This window comes from Pseudoalteromonas sp. Hal040, assembly GCF_037162425.1.
Taxonomy (GTDB): Bacteria; Pseudomonadota; Gammaproteobacteria; order Enterobacterales; family Alteromonadaceae; genus Pseudoalteromonas; species Pseudoalteromonas gelatinilytica.
This window is the reverse complement of record NZ_JARLUU010000002.1, coordinates 305,233-320,566: the sequence shown is the minus strand read 5'-3', so window position 1 is coordinate 320,566 and position 15,334 is coordinate 305,233. Positions and strand designations below refer to the sequence as shown.

General features: G+C 42.1%; 17 protein-coding genes. 6 read left to right on the top strand and 11 right to left on the bottom strand.

Translation table 11 applies throughout. The annotated features are described in order from the left end of the window. The first annotated feature begins 120 nt into the window (after positions 1 to 120). Positions 121 to 1,902: a M61 family metallopeptidase gene (locus tag P4S60_RS19120; protein WP_337117110.1), complete on the top strand. Its 1,782-nt coding sequence runs from the start codon at positions 121 to 123 to the stop codon at positions 1,900 to 1,902. Between the two features lie 20 nt (positions 1,903 to 1,922). Here P4S60_RS19120 and P4S60_RS19115 read toward each other — a convergent pair whose 3' ends face one another. From P4S60_RS19115 to P4S60_RS19100, 4 genes are all read right to left on the bottom strand, one after another. Next, the gene (locus P4S60_RS19115; RefSeq protein WP_337117109.1) at positions 1,923 to 2,717 is read right to left on the bottom strand and encodes a glycosyltransferase family 25 protein; all 795 of its coding nucleotides are present in this window, start codon (positions 2,715 to 2,717) and stop codon (positions 1,923 to 1,925) included. A 64-nt stretch (positions 2,718 to 2,781) separates the two neighbouring features. Then, entirely contained in the window at positions 2,782 to 2,967 is a 186-nt protein-coding gene (locus tag P4S60_RS19110) for a DUF1289 domain-containing protein (protein WP_119852960.1), read from the bottom strand. Between the two features lie 42 nt (positions 2,968 to 3,009). Then, entirely contained in the window at positions 3,010 to 3,522 is a 513-nt protein-coding gene (locus P4S60_RS19105) for a hypothetical protein (RefSeq protein ID WP_063707486.1), read from the bottom strand. 152 nt (positions 3,523 to 3,674) lie between these two features. Further along, positions 3,675 to 4,412, bottom strand: a complete 738-nt coding sequence (locus P4S60_RS19100; RefSeq protein ID WP_337117108.1) for a hypothetical protein — start codon at positions 4,410 to 4,412, stop codon at positions 3,675 to 3,677. A 187-nt stretch (positions 4,413 to 4,599) separates the two neighbouring features. Between P4S60_RS19100 and P4S60_RS19095 the strand changes: the two genes are divergently transcribed. The 3 genes from P4S60_RS19095 to P4S60_RS19085 all read left to right on the top strand — a co-directional run bounded on the left by P4S60_RS19095 (position 4,600) and on the right by P4S60_RS19085 (position 7,759). Next, complete coding sequence (locus P4S60_RS19095) at positions 4,600 to 4,881, top strand: hypothetical protein (protein ID WP_337117107.1); 282 nt, start codon at positions 4,600 to 4,602, stop codon at positions 4,879 to 4,881. 151 nt (positions 4,882 to 5,032) lie between these two features. After that, positions 5,033 to 6,214 (top strand): NAD(P)-dependent alcohol dehydrogenase, encoded by a 1,182-nt coding sequence (locus tag P4S60_RS19090; RefSeq protein ID WP_337117106.1) that lies wholly within the window; start codon positions 5,033 to 5,035, stop codon positions 6,212 to 6,214. 165 nt (positions 6,215 to 6,379) lie between these two features. Beyond that, positions 6,380 to 7,759: a serine hydrolase domain-containing protein gene (locus P4S60_RS19085; RefSeq protein ID WP_337117104.1), complete on the top strand. Its 1,380-nt coding sequence runs from the start codon at positions 6,380 to 6,382 to the stop codon at positions 7,757 to 7,759. A 69-nt stretch (positions 7,760 to 7,828) separates the two neighbouring features. On the opposite strand, the gene P4S60_RS19080 is transcribed toward P4S60_RS19085, so the two are convergent. Both P4S60_RS19080 and P4S60_RS19075 read right to left on the bottom strand, forming a co-directional pair. Further along, the gene (locus tag P4S60_RS19080) at positions 7,829 to 8,176 is read right to left on the bottom strand and encodes a cyclophilin-like fold protein (RefSeq protein WP_337117103.1); all 348 of its coding nucleotides are present in this window, start codon (positions 8,174 to 8,176) and stop codon (positions 7,829 to 7,831) included. 14 nt (positions 8,177 to 8,190) lie between these two features. Beyond that, positions 8,191 to 8,682 carry a (R)-mandelonitrile lyase gene (locus tag P4S60_RS19075; RefSeq protein ID WP_337117102.1) on the bottom strand — a complete coding sequence of 164 codons (492 nt, stop codon included), beginning with the start codon at positions 8,680 to 8,682 and terminating at the stop codon, positions 8,191 to 8,193. Between the two features lie 176 nt (positions 8,683 to 8,858). On the opposite strand from P4S60_RS19075, the gene P4S60_RS19070 reads away from it, so the two are divergent. Continuing rightward, entirely contained in the window at positions 8,859 to 9,773 is a 915-nt protein-coding gene (locus P4S60_RS19070) for an AraC family transcriptional regulator (protein WP_337117101.1), read from the top strand. Positions 9,774 to 9,839: 66 nt separating this feature from the next. Here P4S60_RS19070 and P4S60_RS19065 read toward each other — a convergent pair whose 3' ends face one another. Together P4S60_RS19065 and P4S60_RS19060 are read right to left on the bottom strand one after the other, a co-directional pair. Next, entirely contained in the window at positions 9,840 to 10,802 is a 963-nt protein-coding gene (locus tag P4S60_RS19065; protein WP_337117100.1) for an alpha/beta hydrolase, read from the bottom strand. Positions 10,803 to 10,998: 196 nt separating this feature from the next. Continuing rightward, positions 10,999 to 12,186 carry an MFS transporter gene (locus tag P4S60_RS19060; RefSeq protein WP_337117099.1) on the bottom strand — a complete coding sequence of 396 codons (1,188 nt, stop codon included), beginning with the start codon at positions 12,184 to 12,186 and terminating at the stop codon, positions 10,999 to 11,001. Positions 12,187 to 12,297: 111 nt separating this feature from the next. Between P4S60_RS19060 and P4S60_RS19055 the strand changes: the two genes are divergently transcribed. After that, complete coding sequence (locus tag P4S60_RS19055) at positions 12,298 to 13,188, top strand: LysR family transcriptional regulator (RefSeq protein WP_337117098.1); 891 nt, start codon at positions 12,298 to 12,300, stop codon at positions 13,186 to 13,188. Positions 13,189 to 13,221: 33 nt separating this feature from the next. Here P4S60_RS19055 and hisIE read toward each other — a convergent pair whose 3' ends face one another. From hisIE to P4S60_RS19040, 3 genes are read right to left on the bottom strand one after another with little or no spacing between them, the layout of a single operon-like run. Continuing rightward, positions 13,222 to 13,836 (bottom strand): bifunctional phosphoribosyl-AMP cyclohydrolase/phosphoribosyl-ATP diphosphatase HisIE, encoded by a 615-nt coding sequence (gene hisIE / locus P4S60_RS19050; protein ID WP_054552013.1) that lies wholly within the window; start codon positions 13,834 to 13,836, stop codon positions 13,222 to 13,224. Beyond that, positions 13,827 to 14,606 carry an imidazole glycerol phosphate synthase subunit HisF gene (hisF, locus tag P4S60_RS19045; RefSeq protein ID WP_054552014.1) on the bottom strand — a complete coding sequence of 260 codons (780 nt, stop codon included), beginning with the start codon at positions 14,604 to 14,606 and terminating at the stop codon, positions 13,827 to 13,829. The genes hisIE and hisF overlap by 10 nt, the downstream gene beginning before the upstream one ends. Further along, entirely contained in the window at positions 14,588 to 15,322 is a 735-nt protein-coding gene (locus P4S60_RS19040) for a 1-(5-phosphoribosyl)-5-[(5-phosphoribosylamino)methylideneamino] imidazole-4-carboxamide isomerase (protein ID WP_337117096.1), read from the bottom strand. The genes hisF and P4S60_RS19040 overlap by 19 nt, the downstream gene beginning before the upstream one ends. Between the last annotated feature and the right edge of the window lie 12 nt (positions 15,323 to 15,334).

Below are 15,334 nucleotides of genomic sequence, written 5' to 3'. Positions count from 1 at the left end.
AAACTTAGCTATTTTGTCTATCAAACTTGTTGCAATGGCAGTTTATCGGTTTTTAATTCACATTTTTTCTCGCAATTGTTAGGCTATTTCGCAATTTTGATAGTAATAAAAAGAGTTGTTATGAAAAAGTTTTTGGCAATGTCTATTTTGGCGGCCTGTTCTAGCAGTGCGTTTGCAGATGTAAACTACTCACTGTCTATTACTCAGCCTGAGCATCATCTAGGTAATGTGAGTGTTGAATTTCCCCAAACTGCTCAAGCACATTTAGATATTAAACTACCTGCATGGCGAACTGGTCGTTACGAAATTTTAAACCTTGCCAATGGCGTACGCTTTTTCGAAGCAAAAGACGATGACGGTAAACCACTAAAGTGGGAAAAAATTGATCACAGCACTTGGCGTGTTCACCTAAATGAGCCAACTCAAGTTAATGTGGATTACCAAGTGTACGCAAACGAGCTAGGTAAACGTGCTCGTCACATTGATGACAGCCATGCATTTATTGATGCATCGGGCTTTTTCATGTTCAGTGAATCATTCCGTCAAGACCCGGTAACCGTAAAGCTAAATGTACCAAAAGCATGGCGTTCAGTATCGGGAATGGAAAACGCGGGTTCTAAACACAGCTTTAAAGCCGCTGATTACGATACCTTAGTCGATTCACCAATCGAAAGTGGCATCAATGAGCTACATAAGTTCACCGTTGATGACCGTGAATACGAACTCGTTATTTGGGGTGATGGCAACTACGACGTAGATAAAATGCTAACCGACCTTAAAAAGCTAGTCACAACGGGTAATGTTATTTGGGATGGCTACCCGTATGAGCGTTATGTATTTATGGTTCATGCTACGTCAGGTGCCGGCGGTGCCACTGAGCATTTAAACTCAACAATTATCCAGCGCCCACGTGACCGTTTTGGTTCTCGTAAAGATTACCTTGCGTTTATAAGCACCGCAGCACACGAATTTATTCATACGTGGAACGTAAAAGCGTACCGACCTAAAGGTATTGCACCGTACGACTACACCAATATTAACTACGCAAAAACATTATGGATTGCAGAGGGCTCAACCAGCTACTTTGAAGATCACTTAATGGTGCGCTCGGGTATTGAAACAACGGATGAGTTCTTCGGTACGTTAACTAAAACGATTAATCGTCACTTACAAACACCAGGTCGCGAAGTTCAAAGCGCAACCGAAACCAGTTTTGATAAGTGGATCAACCAAGGCGGCGACCACGCTCGTAACTACAGCACCAATATCTATTTAGAAGGTTCATTGATTTCAATGGCGCTTGATATTGATTTACTAGAAAAAAGCGATGGCAAAATCAGTTACCGCGATGTTCACCGTGCACTTTACAACAAGCATCGTTTACCAGATGGCTTTACCCCTGATGATGTAAAAGCGATTTTAAAAGAACTAACAGGTCGCGATTACAGTGCTTGGTGGCAAGCGAATGTGGATGAGCCAGCTGCTATCGACTTTGATTCGCTACTTGCAAAAGTCGGTTTAGGTTTAACTCGCCCAGAAGGCGCAAAATCAGTACCGAGTATTGATTCGATGGCAAAAGATAGCGGTGAGTTACTAACTCTTACTCATGTTCGTCGTGGTGGCGCTGCATGGCAAGCTGGCTTAACGACTGAAGATAAAATTGTCGCGTTCAACAAAAAGCATGTGGGTAAAGATTTAACTGCCAGCCTCGAAACCTTTAAAGCAGGCGACACAGTGACTGTTGATTTCATTCGACGCGATGCACTGCAAAGCACAACACTAACACTTAGCGAAGACTTTGATAAAGAGAAAAAGGTACAAGCATTAAAAGATGCAACACCAGCTCAAATGGCATTGTTTAAAGCATGGATGGGTGTAGACCACCCAAATCAAGCAAAATAACAGTCAAGCAAAATAAATTGTTAATGATTTTTGATTGGTAAGAGAGGAGCTGCGGCTCCTTTCTTTTTGTTTGGTGTTTGCTGCGCTTTTACAAACTGCTTAGTGTATTGTGCGTTTAATAGTGCACTGTGAAGTTGCTGCTTTTTACGTCGCCAAAACGACTTTTTAACTTTGCTTGATCTATCACGAATATCGCTTTGTGAATTATCGGGTTGTGATACAGGGTAGGGCAGTAAAGAGTATCCATATACGCCAGTTTCCCAAACGTGCTGTAAATCGCAGTCTACGGGGCGGCCAAATGTGGCAGTGGCTTTTAATAGCGCTTTTGCTCCGGCCAAACTAACAGCCGTTGCACAGCAGCCAGACATAAGCTTTTTATGAATAACTAAATGTTGCTCATCAGCTAGGGGCTTTGTAAAAGCAATGTCGCGATTACGGTCTTTATAAGCCGCCAACTTTATTAGCTGCCAAGGCTGTTTCAAGGTATTAATGTTTTCAATTGCACTGTGAATTGAGCGGTCGAGAACAAAGTCATCTTCTAAAATAATCGCGTATTCTAACTGCCTATCGACAATAGTTTGCCATGCTTTTCTGTGACTCAAGTAACAGCCAATTTCACCCTTACTCAAGGGTTTATGATATTTTTTCAGGTTTAAATCAGCACTATAGTGCTTGGCAATCGCTGAATCCGACAGTGTCCTGCCATCAATTGCATCAAGGCGTTCAAATGCCAAATTTTGTGCGTTGAGCTCATGGTTTACACGGTTTAATCGTTCAGTAGAGCTTGCTAAGTTGATTACAAAAATAGCGGTCATTATCGTTACCTGATGGTCAGTTTTAATCAGGCTAACAAGCTTTAATGACGCTTGGGTGTCAGAACTATTTCGCTTTTATGTCAGGACGGGGAGTGTTTAAAATCGCTTGTTTTTCTTGCTCGGATAAAATGATCCAATCAAAAATTTCATCATTACTGCGACCACAGCCAGTACAAAAGCCGTTTAGGCGATGACATTGACCGATGCAATCTGTTTTAAATTGGCTGGTTGGTATTTTTGATTTTGTCATAGTTAATGTGAAGGCTAATGTCTATTAACCTTCCAAAGTGTATTACTTACCTTCAACTGGCTTACCAATTTCAAGGGTGGTAGACCAAGGCTGTTTCCGCGACAGGGTTTTACCCGAGTGAATTGAAATAACAGGGTTGTTTTCATCAAGTACAAACGTGGTGCGTAACGATTCAGCAGACTCTTTTTGTGTTTGATGCCAGTTATTACCTGCTAAACACGCTTGGGTAAAATTAACCGCACGGGTGTGATCAGCGACAGCTTGCTGCTGTTGTTCATAGTTGCCTACACAGCGGTAGGTGACATTGTCTTTATCAAGCGCTGTGATTTGACAGTTATCGGCAATAAGGTTGTATTTTGCTGTCCATGTTTCCATGTATTTAGTATTTACACGGCTACGTTTTAAGCCTTCAAAGCGGTTGTCGTAAGCACCTAACAGGGCATTGATTTTCTCGCAAGGGGTTAGGTTATCAATGGCCGCTTGTTGTTCAGTTGTTAGTCCTGTACAACCAGTTAAAACAAGGCCAGTTAGTAAGGCGGCGAGTGGCTTTTTCATATCAGGCTATCCTTTTAAATAGCAGTTCCTTAAACGTTTCCTAAAGGATACCTAAGCCCTTGTAAAAATGCTAATAAAGATTGGTGATTACAATTTAAAAAGCCTTCGCAAAGGAAGGCATTTTAGTTGCTAATAACTGTGAAAGCGTAGGCTTACATCTTAGTTTTACCAGCAATGTTGGTCACTTTTACTGAGCCAGAACCATCACTTAGTAACTCAAAGTTTGCTGCGGTATCAACGCGAATGCTGCCCGAACCATCTGAAACGACAACATCACCCGAAATATCATTTAAGTCGATACCGCCTGAGCCATCGTGTACTTCAATATTGCCCTGTGCTTTAGCAACATTAATATTGCCAGAGCCGTCATGAATTTTAATATCATGGCTTACATTACGAACATCAATGCTGCCCGAACCATCATTGATTTCTAATGTGCCTGAAATGTCATTCGCGGTAATTGAACCAGAACCATCGTTGATCACTGTATTAGCGACTTTGCTAATAATAATTTCACCCGACCCATCGTGTACATCAACATTAAATGAACGAGGGATAAAAACAGTTAAATCAATGCGAGTTTGTTTGTTGGTTTGATATTCACATTGGCCTGCACCAAGCTCAGCACGCTTACCTTTAGCTTCAAGCGTTAAGCAATACTCATCATGTGGCTTTTCTTGATAAATCTCGGCTTTAACGGTCACTTGATCACTGTCACTACCGGTAATGTGTAAAAAACCTGAGCCTGCTTCTACTTTTAAAGCGCTTAATGATGCTGCATCTAGCGTTAGGTTTTTAGTTGCTTGTAGAGGCATTTCACCCCAAGCAAATGTCTGTGCTGATAATAAGCCTGCGGCAATTAGTGAGAGTGTTTTTACTGTACTTAACATGGTTCTTCCCTTTCAAATGTGTGGTGTTATTAGCTTAGTCGCAGGTGCTGATAAAAAAGGTTTAAAGGGTTTAAAAATTTTTTTACACAAATAGGCAAGAATGCGCGAGCTTCAGGCATTTATGGTTTTTCGCGATGCTTTAGACTGAAATAGTAGACCATAACCTCAGCAAACCAAGGAGAAACACATGAGTGATTCAGCGCAAACAAACGATATGCAAGTGATTAAATCAGGTTCTCAAGATCCAATCGCAGGGCCAGCCGAATGTTTCACAGGTAAAGTGCAAATCAGCACTTTATTTAATGCCCCTGCACCTGCTCGCGTTGGTGTTGCTGTGGTGGAGTTTTCAAAAGGTGCTCGCACAAATTGGCATTCTCATCCACTCGGCCAAGTTTTATTAGTTACAGAAGGTCAAGGCTGGACACAATGCGAGGGGGTGAGAAAACAGTCATCAATCCAGGTGATTTAATTTGGTGTAATTGCGGAAAGAGGCATTGGCATGGTGCGACAGCTGAGAGTGCAATGAAACACGTAGCAGTTCAAGAAGCACTGGATGGTAAACCTGTTGATTGGTTTGAAGCTGTTTCTGATGAAGATTATTTAGCATAAGGTACATTGAAATGTGTGACAAACATGAAACGCAAGACTTATCACGTCGTAATTTTATTAAAACGAGTTCAGCTTTAGGCGCAGGCCTTTTATTGGGTGGCTTTGCGGCGCCTTCATTTGCAGCATCATCTGAGCAGCTTGCAAATGGCAATATAAAATCTCGTGGCTATGCGGCTTTTGATAATTCAGGCTTACTAAAACCATGGGAATTCGAAAGACGCCCAGTAGGCGATAACGATATTTTAATCGAAATTAAATTCGCCAGTATTTGCCATTCAGATATTCATCAGATGAAAGGGCATTGGGGCGCACAGCAATACCCTCAAGTACCAGGTCATGAGATTGCAGGTATCGTAACAGCAGTCGGTAAGAATGTGACTAAGTTTAAAGTGGGCGACCGTGCTGGTGTAGGCTGTATGGTTGATAGCTGTCTTGACTGTAATAGCTGTAAAGATCAAGGCGAGCAATATTGCCCAGAAACCAAGTTCACTTATGGTTATCCTGATGAGCGCTCACCGACAGGTATCACACAAGGTGGTTACTCGAATAACATTGTTGTTCGCGATCATTTTGCAGTGCATATTCCTGAAAACATGAGTTTAGAGCATGCTGCTCCTTTATTATGTGCCGGCATTACAACGTATTCTCCGTTGCTTAAATTTAACTTGAAAAAAGGCGATAAAGTAGGTGTTGTTGGTATTGGTGGGCTTGGGCACTTAGCTGTTAAATTGGCTGTGTCACAAGGTGCTGATGTCTATGCGTTCACTAGCTCAAAAGACAAAGTAGCCGATATTAAAGCCTTTGGCGCTAAAGTGGTTGTTGTGGACGGTGAAGACGCTTACAACGAACATAAGTCGCAGCTTGATTATTTAATTAATACCTTGCCAGTGAAATATGATGTCGCTAAATATGCTTCATTAGTAAAACCATTTGGCACCTACACCCAAGTGGGGATGCCAGAAGAATTTTCATTAAACATGAATGCATTAGCATTGGCTGCAAGCCGCGTAAACTTTAATGCTTCGTTAATTGGTGATATGCAAGAAACGCAAGACGTTGTTGATTACTGTGCTAAGAATAACATTCTGCCAGCAACCCAGTTAATCAAAGCCTCTGAAATCAATAATGCATGGCAAAGCGTGGTGGATAAAAAAGCGCGCTATCGTTATGTAATTGATGCCTCGACATTTTAACTTTTGTTTAGATTGAGTAAGCCAAACGCCATACCCAGTATGGCGTTTTTTGTTGTTCCTTTTTTATTCGGCGATTTGTCGCTTAAAGAGCGAATACTGCCGTAAAAACATATCATTATTTTTTTCTTTTGCTAACTTAGGCTTTTTGGCCCTCAAAGAGTAATAATGAAAAAAATAACCTTCCTAAGTACGTTGTTGTGCTCCAGCTTTTTTGTTTGTAGCGAAGAAACAGATACAACCTTAAAAGCCTATGCCGCTGGGTACGTCGCCAATTTTACTTGTAGTGCCACGTTTAACGCTGGTAAAAGCAAAGATCAAATCGATATTGATGAACTTACCGGAATTTATCCTTTAATTGCAGATACTGTAAAAACACTAAAAGCGAACATTGATACTGAGCATAAACGAGTCATTGTTGATTACGATAAAGATAAGCAACGTATATCGGTGTGGCGGCCTCGTTTAGGCTGTGTTGATTTACCCGTAGGGGCAAGTCTGAAAGCTGCAACACTCGTGCAAGCACCGTTTAAAGAAAACTTAGCCTACCAAAAGGATGATGGTAAGCCTTGGCAAACGCTAAATGGTGTTAATAAAGCGACGGGCAATAAGGCGCTTGATGAGGTTATTGCACAGGCTTTTACTCGTCATTATGGTGAAGGCGCACGAACTTCGGCAATTTTGATAGCAAGCCCTGAGGCGATTCTAGCAGAGCAATATAAAGCAGGCTTTACCCCAGAAACCGCACAGCGTACTTGGTCTGTTGCAAAAAGTATTGGCGCGAGCATTATTGGTGTGGCGGTAGCGCAAAAGCGGCTTGATGTTACAAAGCCTGCGGGGCTTGAAAGCTGGTCTCACCCGCTTGACCCACGCGGCGAAATTACCCTTGAAGACTTACTTCACATGGCATCAGGTTTAGACAGTAATAAAGCGGGCAACCGGACAGACCGTGTGTATATGGGCGGCGGTTTAGTGTCTGATACTGCAACGCATACTGCGTTAGAAGTAAAGCCTGGTAGCCGTTGGAAATACGCCAATAACGACACTATGTTAGCGCTACGCACCTTACGAGAAACGTTTAACGATGAGGCGAGTTATTTGCGTTACCCATATGACAACTTACTCGACAAAATCGGCATGCAGCACACGTTTTTAGAGTCAGATTGGCAAAGTGACTTTATTTTGTCATCGCAAGTGTGGACTACTTCTCGGGATCTGGCTCGCTTAGGGTTATTACACCTGAATAATGGCCGCTGGCAAGGTGAGCAAATATTACCAAAAGACTGGTTAAGTTATATTAGTAAACCTGCCCCTGCTCAACCCCCTGTAACGGCACCAGGATACGGCGCACAGTGGTGGCTTTATAACGAACGTTTTCCTGAGTTACCAAATGATACCATTGCAGCGCGAGGCAACCGTGGTCAATTTTTAGTGATCATTCCAAGCGAGCAGTTAGTGATTGTTAGGCGAGGGTACGACCTTGCAGGGCTTAAAGGCTTTAGTGAGCATGATTTTGCTCGTGATGTTTTAAAAGCACTGGGCAGATAAAATCAGGCAATAAAAAAGCTGCTTTGTGGCGTACAGAAGCAGCTTTGCTAACTGGAGAGTTAGTATCTACTACAAGGGCTCTATAGTGACATCCGCTTGGCCTAAACTTTTAAAAAACTGACTATCGCCCGTTATTTTGCCAAGTTTTATCAGACCATTTGCATAACTTTGCTGCTTATAAAAGAGCGCAAGGTTACCCCAAGGTGCGTAATAAGTGATGTCTCCTGCATCGGCATCGGTGCCAGCAGGTAAGCCTTGTAGATTTAATTTATCTGGTAAAGTGGCAATTTTCTCAGCATTGGCGAAGCCTTCTACTTTTAGAGTCAGTGGTAGAAGTTGATAAAAATGCTTAGCGGCATTGTTACTTTCTAGAGTCGCTTGCATAGTTTTGCCGTTACTGGTGAATGTTATTTGCATTTCACTTACCATCTTTACTGGTTTTTTAAATATTGCTTATCTGTTACTGGCTCTAACCAATCAACAACCTTACCGTCTTTTGATTCTTGAATAGCCAAATGCATCATGGCTGTTTTATTTGTAGCGCCGTGCCAATGTTTAACATTAGCAGGAATATGGACAACGTCACCTGGTTTTATAACCTGAGGTTGTCCATGCCACTGATTAACCCAACCCATACCTGATGTAACAATTAAGGTTTGGCCAACAGGGTGAGTGTGCCAGTTTGTTCGAGCACCGGGCTCAAATGTTACCATGGCACCAGCGGCTTTCGCCTCGCCATGAGCTTGGAAACTAGGCTCGACGCGTACTTTGCCCGTGAAATACTTGTCGAGCCCAGTCATTGGGTACAGAGTGCCATTTTTTTGCACTGTGATTTGCGGTAATTCTAAACGTTGTGAAGAGGCGTTTTCTGCATGACTAAATGCACTCATCGTTAAGATAAGGGTACCAATAATATACTTCATACTTTTCTCCATGTGTTTGTAACCGAACGAATCTTCATTTTGGCTAAAAACTGTGCCTTTAAAAAGTACAATGCGCGCAAGTTATTGCCTATTAGTCCGAACCGGTAAATTTACCACTGGTCAATATTGTATAACCGAGCGTATAGTTAAGTATCTTGAATTTAATTGGGTTGGTTATGCATTCAGATTATGAAACTCTTGCTAAAATGAGCGCTGCTTTAGCCGATAAGATTGCGCCGCTTATTGGGCTGCAAGAAACCGCTGATAGCGTGATTGAGGACTTGTTTTTTTATCGACAAACACAGGCCGCCACTTCTTGTTCAATGTGTGTGGTTGAACCAAGTATCGCACTGGTTCTACAAGGGGCAAAAAGCATGACCTTGGGCGAAGATGTGTTCAAGTATGACCCACACAAGTATTTGATTACCTCTATTGATTTGCCTGCAAAAATGCAAGTTCTCGAAGCTAAAGACGACGCACCTTATTTAGGCTTAGTGTTAAAGCTTGATTTGGCTATGTTAGGTGAACTGATTTCGCAAATACCGCTCGACAAATTAAACAAGCAATCACTCAATAAGGGAATGACCTTAGGTGAGATGACAGAACCGCTCCTTAACGCTTTTACACGATTAATTGAGCTGGTTGATGATCCGGAGTCTATGCCAGTGCTTGCGCCATTAATTAAACGCGAAATTTTTTGGCGTGTACTTAACAGTGAGCATGGGGCGGAGCTTCGCCATATAGTGTCAACCGGTAGCCAAGGGCTCAGAATTGCTCGTAGTGTTAAGTGGTTAAAAGAAAACTATGATCAACCCTTGAGTGTAGAGGACTTAGCGGGTCTTGCGAAAATGAGTAAATCGACTTTCCACCATCATTTTCGAGATCTAACTTCAATGAGTCCGTTGCAATATCAAAAGCGTTTAAGGTTAATGGAAGCAAGAAGGTTGATGGTTGGTGAGAGTATGGATGCCTCAGGTGCTGCTTTTAAGGTTGGCTACGAAAGCCCCTCACAATTTTCTCGCGAGTATTCTCGGTTTTTTGGTTTATCACCAAAACGAGATGTTGAGGCGTTTTTAGCAACGGCTAAATAATCCTTTTCGTATAAAAAACGAATGGGCATATCCCTATGTCCCATTCGTTACCATGACACGCTTTACTTAAAGACTTGCTGTGAAAAATTCAGCAATCTTAGTGAATGGAATTAAACTTACATCATCATATAAATCAACATGACCTGCATTTGGCACAACAAGTAATTGTTTAGGCTCAGCAGCTAAATCATAGGCTTGTTGGCTAAACTCAAATGAGTGAGCCTGTTCACCAGCAACAAACAGTAATGGACGTGGTGAAATAGTTTCAATATCGTTAAATGGATAAAAGTTCATAAAACGCACATTGCTGCTTAATGTTGGGTGTGTTGTTAAATCTGCTGATGAGCGCTCTGGTGTATATTCGCCACGCTCAGTGCGGTAAAAGTCATAAAACTCTTTTGCAATTGGGTGTGAGCTTTCATCAATGTGATGCGGGCAGCCGCCTGTGTATTGTACTTCGCCACCTAGGTACTCAACATTACGTTGCTCAGCGGCTTCATCAAGCATACCTTTACGCATATCAAGGTCGATAGAGTTGCCTAAACCATTGCGCGTTGCGCCACCCATGTCATACATACTCACTGTTGCCACAGCTTTTATACGTGGGTCAATTTTAGCGGCACTAATGATGAAACCACCACTACCACATACACCTAAACCACCAATGCTTTCTTTGTTGACGTATGAACGGCTAGCAAGGTAATCGATACCGGCACTGAATGACTCTGCGTATAAATCAGGCAGCACAGTATTACGTGGTTCGCCGTCACTTTCGCCCCAGAAGCTAAGATCAACTGCCAAAGTTACAAAGCCTAGCTCTGCAAGTTTAGTTGCATATAAAGTAGCACTTTGCTCTTTTACCGCACCCATAGGGTGACCAATTACAAGTGCCGGAAGGTTCGCACCTTTCTCTGCATTTTTAGGTGTAAAAAGATTACCGACTACATTCATTAGTAATTGGTTTTTGAAAATTACTTTTTCAAAGTTAACAGCATCGCTTTGGTAAAAATTATCCGTTGAGGTTGTCATAACACTCTCCTATTTTGTGATTAACAGGGACTGCAATTTGTTTTCACAATGCAGCTTTGATGAGGTTATTGTCGGTTATTTGTGCAGTTTGGCGTTATATTAGAACAGTCGATTTATTGCCTAAAAGTGTCGAATGTATTTTTAGGTGCTTAAAATGAACATTAGGTAGCCCAAGTATGAGCTACCTAATGATTTTTTAGTGTGTTTTTATACTGAAATAGCTGGCAATAGCTGCAAAAAATAAGATAACTGCGCTAACAAAGAAGGTAATAGAGTAGTCATAAACATCGAATAATATACCGCCAAACGTTGAGCCTAGCGCTATCGAAAACTGAATAATTGCGACCATCAACCCTCCTGCAACTTCAGCATCTTTTGGTAAAGCACGAGCTACCCAGCTCCACCAAGCAACAGGCGCTGCAGTTGCAATTAATCCCCATAATCCAAGTAATACGATGTTGATGTTAAAAAGAGAAATTTGATTAGCTAAACAAAATGCAATTAATGCCATAACTGCAGGAGCAGCTATTAATGCAAACGCTAAACTGAGTTTTATGACTTTGCTTATCAGTAAGGTTCCAATAAAGCCTGCAAAACCAATAACAAATAACACCATAGAGACTTGTTGGCTGGAGGCTTGAAATGCTGACTCTAAAAAGGGTCTTACATAGGTAAATAAAGTAAATTGCCCCATAAATAGCAGCGCGACAGCTAGCATACCAAAACAGACGAGTGGCTTTTTAAATAACCTAAATGTAGAAAAAGGTCCTTTTGATTGCTGCTGGGCTGGCATGCTAGGCAAAGCCTGCCATTGCCAAAATACAGCAATAGCAATAAATGGCACTAAACACATAAACGCGCCTCGCCAGCCAAGAACACTGCCTAAATAACTGCCAAGTGGTGCTGCAATTATCATGGCAAGACCATTGCCACCATTAAATACGGCAAGTGCTTTTGGCACTTTGTCATCAGGGACTAGGCGCATTGCTGAAGCGGTTGAAAGAGACCAATAGCCACCAATGACTAAGCCGATTAACGCTCGACCAAGCATATAAACAGCGTAACTATCAGCTATAAAGATTGTTAAAGTTGACAGTAGCATTAAAAGGGTAAGCGCAACGAGTAAGGTCTTTCGGTCACTTTTAGCAAATAAAGGACTCATGAAAAGACTCGCGATCACCGCAAAAAAGCCCGATATTGCAATCCCCTGACCAACCATGCCTTTACTAATTGATAAATCTTCAGCCATAGGTGTTAATAAGCTTACAGGCATAAACTCGCAGGCGATTAAGGCGAATATACATAATGTCATCGCAAAAACCCCACTCCAATTAGCTTGCTGCTCGATAGGCTGATCATCTTGATAGGTTGAGTAATTTGTCATGCTAGTCCATATAGTTAATTGTGAGGGAGTATTTTTTCAAACATAGGTTGAATAGACTAGCTAATGAATACTAATATGCTTTATTAGTAAAACTTATTAATAGGCTGGTAGATGATCAAACAAAACCTCAATGAATTGAACTATTTTGTCATTGTGGCAAGAACGGGAAGTTTTACGCGTGCTGCGGCCCAGTTAGGCGTAACACAGTCTGCTCTGAGCCAAGCTATTCGGTCACTAGAAGCAAATTTAGATATTCGTTTGCTAACCAGAACAACCCGAAGCGTCTCGCCTACACTCGCTGGAGAGCGTTTACTCAATGCAATAGGGCATCGTTTTGATGATATTGAAAATGAGTTAGAAGCGTTAACTGAACTCAGAGACAAACCTGCGGGTACTGTAAAAATTACCTGTGGTAACTTTATCATTCAGAGCACATTACTCCCCAAACTTGCCAATGTATTAAAGCAATATCCCGATATTAATATTGAGTTTAATGTTAACTATGGCTACACAGACATTGTTGCTCAGCGAATTGATGCAGGAGTGCGTCTTGGCGAAACTATAGATAAAGATATGATTGCAGTGCCTATCGGTAAAGAGCTCAATATGGCAGCGGTTGCAAGCCCAGAGTATTTTACTAAGCATCAAAAGCCTAATACACCAAAGGATCTTACTGCACATAATTGTATCAATATTCGCTTTCCGACTCACGGCGGTTTGTATGCATGGGAGTTTGAAAAAGAGGGTGAAGAACTTAATGTGAATGTACGCGGTCAATTAATCTTTAATACCTCTCATCATATTGTTGAGGCTGCGTTACAGGGGTTAGGTATTGCGTTTCTACCTGAAGAAGAGTTTGGTGAGCATATAAAAAATGGTAATTTAATTAAAGTGTTGGCTGATTGGTGCCCTGCATTTCCCGGTTATTATCTGTACTATCCAAGCCGCAGACAACCTTCGCCGGCATTTAAAATTGTGTTAGAAGCATTAAAACAGCAATAGAGTGCGGTATTTAGATACCACACTCTATATTGATTACTTATGGCGGCCTTGTAAACAGCTGACCACATCAGCCAGCGATAGGCCTTGGCGCTGCAATAACACAGTTAAGTGATACAGTAAGTCTGCCGATTCATTGGTTAATTCATCGTTATCATGTTTCATGGCTGCAAGGGCAACTTCAACACCTTCTTCACCCACTTTTTGGCAACTACGGCTTAAGTCTTTTGCAAACAAAGACGCTGTGTAGCTTTTGCTTGGATCATCGTCTTTACGCGAGACAATCACTTGTTCAAGCTCAGCTAAAAACGACAAGCTAGGTTTAGCATCATCGCCGAAGCAGCTTTGTGTACCTAGGTGGCATGTTGGCCCAAGTGGGTTTGCCAGCACTAATAGTGAGTCGTAATCGCAGTCGGTGTGCACCGAAACGACTTCAAGGTAGTTTTCTGATGTTTCGCCTTTGGTCCATAAGCGCTCTTTAGAGCGCGAGTAAAAGGTTACCTTTTGCTTGTCGAAAGTGGCAGCTAATGCATCTTGATTCATAAAGCCTTGCATTAAAATCACCCCAGAGCGTGCGTCTTGCACGATAGCTGGGATCAATTCGCTTTTGGCAAAGTCGACTTGAGAAAGAGTGTCTTTGGTTAATTGCATAGTCTTGCCGCTACATTATTATCAGTTAAAAATTGTTTTAGTTCGCCAATATCAATGACGTTCTTGTGAAATACGCTGGCAGCGAGCGCACCATCAACTTGGCTTTGCTGAAATACATCAACAAAGTCTTGCATCGTCCCTGCGCCACCTGAAGCAATTAGTGGAATATCGCACAGTGCTCGCATTTTTGATAGCTGAACATTGTCGTAGCCTTTACGCACGCCATCTTGGTTCATGCAGTTGAGTACAATTTCACCAGCGCCTAGGTCTTGCACACGCTTAACCCATTCTTCGGTTTTGTAGCGAGTACGGCTTGATGCATTTGGGTCGCCAGTCAGCTGATACACTAAATACTCGCCAGTGTTTTCATCATAAAAGCTATCAATACCCACAACCACGCATTGTTTACCAAACTCATCGTGTAACTCTTTGATAAGCTCTGGGCGAGCAATAGCGGGGCTGTTAATACTGATTTTATCTGCACCACGTTCTAAAACACGTGCTGCATCGGCAACAGATTTAATGCCGCCTGCCACACAAAATGGAATATCAATGTGGCGTGCAATATTCTCTACCCAATTAACATCAAGTAGGCGTTTTTCGACGCTGGCACTGATTTCATAAAACACCAGTTCATCCGCACCGGCATCGCTGTATGCCTTAGCAAGCGTTAAAATATCACCAACCACTTCATGGCCTTTAAATTTAACACCTTTAACGACTTGGCCGTCTTTTACATCTAAACAAGGGATTATGCGTTTTGATAACATGCTAGCGCCTCCTCAACATTAAAGGCACCATCAAGCAATGATTTACCTAAGATAACACCGCCAACGCCAAGTTTTTTTAGTTTTGCAATATCATCCAGTGAGCTTACACCGCCTGATGCTTGAACTTTAATCTCGCTGTTGTGGTTGGTTAAATCTTTATAAAGTGCAAACGAAGGGCCGGTCATGGTGCCGTCTTTACTGATGTCAGTACACAGAAAATCAACCACACCCAGTGCCACGTAAAAATCAACAAGTTCGAACAAGCCAAACTCAGATTCACTTAACCAACCATGTGTTGCTGGTACCCAGCCGTTATCAGTTTTATTAACATCTAGTGCGATAACAAAGTGTTCACTGCCAAATTTTTCAATCCAGGCCTTTACTTGTTCGCGCTTTTCAACGGCCATTGAGCCAATCACGACTTGGTTAGCACCGGCTTCAAGCCAGTCAGCAACATCTTGCTCTGAGCGAATACCACCGCCCACTTGATAAGGCACATTAAGCGCTTTGGTTGCAGCTTGAATATGCTGCCACTGTTTTTTATTTGGATCGCGCGCGCCTTCTAAATCAACTAAGTGCAGTTTGCCTGCGCCGCTGTTTGCGTATTCTTGTAAGCGTGCGCCAAGTTCGTAAGGGTAAAATTGTGCTGTATCATACTTACCTTGGTATAAGCGCACAATTTGGTTTTGTAATACATCGAGTGCTGGAATAATCACGTTTATTTCTCT

Excerpts from the sequence above, each read along its gene's own strand:
- P4S60_RS19110 (WP_119852960.1), bottom strand. The coding sequence starts at position 2,967 with ATGACAAAATCAAAAATACCAACCAGCCAATTTAAAACAGATTGCATC.
- P4S60_RS19085 (WP_337117104.1), top strand. The coding sequence starts at position 6,380 with ATGAAAAAAATAACCTTCCTAAGTACGTTGTTGTGCTCCAGCTTTTTT.
- P4S60_RS19120 (WP_337117110.1), top strand. The coding sequence starts at position 121 with ATGAAAAAGTTTTTGGCAATGTCTATTTTGGCGGCCTGTTCTAGCAGT.
- hisF (WP_054552014.1), bottom strand. The coding sequence starts at position 14,606 with ATGTTATCAAAACGCATAATCCCTTGTTTAGATGTAAAAGACGGCCAA.
- P4S60_RS19055 (WP_337117098.1), top strand. The coding sequence starts at position 12,298 with ATGATCAAACAAAACCTCAATGAATTGAACTATTTTGTCATTGTGGCA.
- P4S60_RS19060 (WP_337117099.1), bottom strand. The coding sequence starts at position 12,186 with ATGACAAATTACTCAACCTATCAAGATGATCAGCCTATCGAGCAGCAA.
- P4S60_RS19100 (WP_337117108.1), bottom strand. The coding sequence starts at position 4,412 with ATGTTAAGTACAGTAAAAACACTCTCACTAATTGCCGCAGGCTTATTA.
- P4S60_RS19075 (WP_337117102.1), bottom strand. The coding sequence starts at position 8,682 with ATGAAGTATATTATTGGTACCCTTATCTTAACGATGAGTGCATTTAGT.
- P4S60_RS19105 (WP_063707486.1), bottom strand. The coding sequence starts at position 3,522 with ATGAAAAAGCCACTCGCCGCCTTACTAACTGGCCTTGTTTTAACTGGT.
- P4S60_RS19080 (WP_337117103.1), bottom strand. The coding sequence starts at position 8,176 with ATGCAAATAACATTCACCAGTAACGGCAAAACTATGCAAGCGACTCTA.
- P4S60_RS19090 (WP_337117106.1), top strand. The coding sequence starts at position 5,033 with ATGTGTGACAAACATGAAACGCAAGACTTATCACGTCGTAATTTTATT.
- hisIE (WP_054552013.1), bottom strand. The coding sequence starts at position 13,836 with ATGCAATTAACCAAAGACACTCTTTCTCAAGTCGACTTTGCCAAAAGC.
- P4S60_RS19065 (WP_337117100.1), bottom strand. The coding sequence starts at position 10,802 with ATGACAACCTCAACGGATAATTTTTACCAAAGCGATGCTGTTAACTTT.
- P4S60_RS19095 (WP_337117107.1), top strand. The coding sequence starts at position 4,600 with ATGAGTGATTCAGCGCAAACAAACGATATGCAAGTGATTAAATCAGGT.
- P4S60_RS19070 (WP_337117101.1), top strand. The coding sequence starts at position 8,859 with ATGCATTCAGATTATGAAACTCTTGCTAAAATGAGCGCTGCTTTAGCC.
- P4S60_RS19115 (WP_337117109.1), bottom strand. The coding sequence starts at position 2,717 with ATGACCGCTATTTTTGTAATCAACTTAGCAAGCTCTACTGAACGATTA.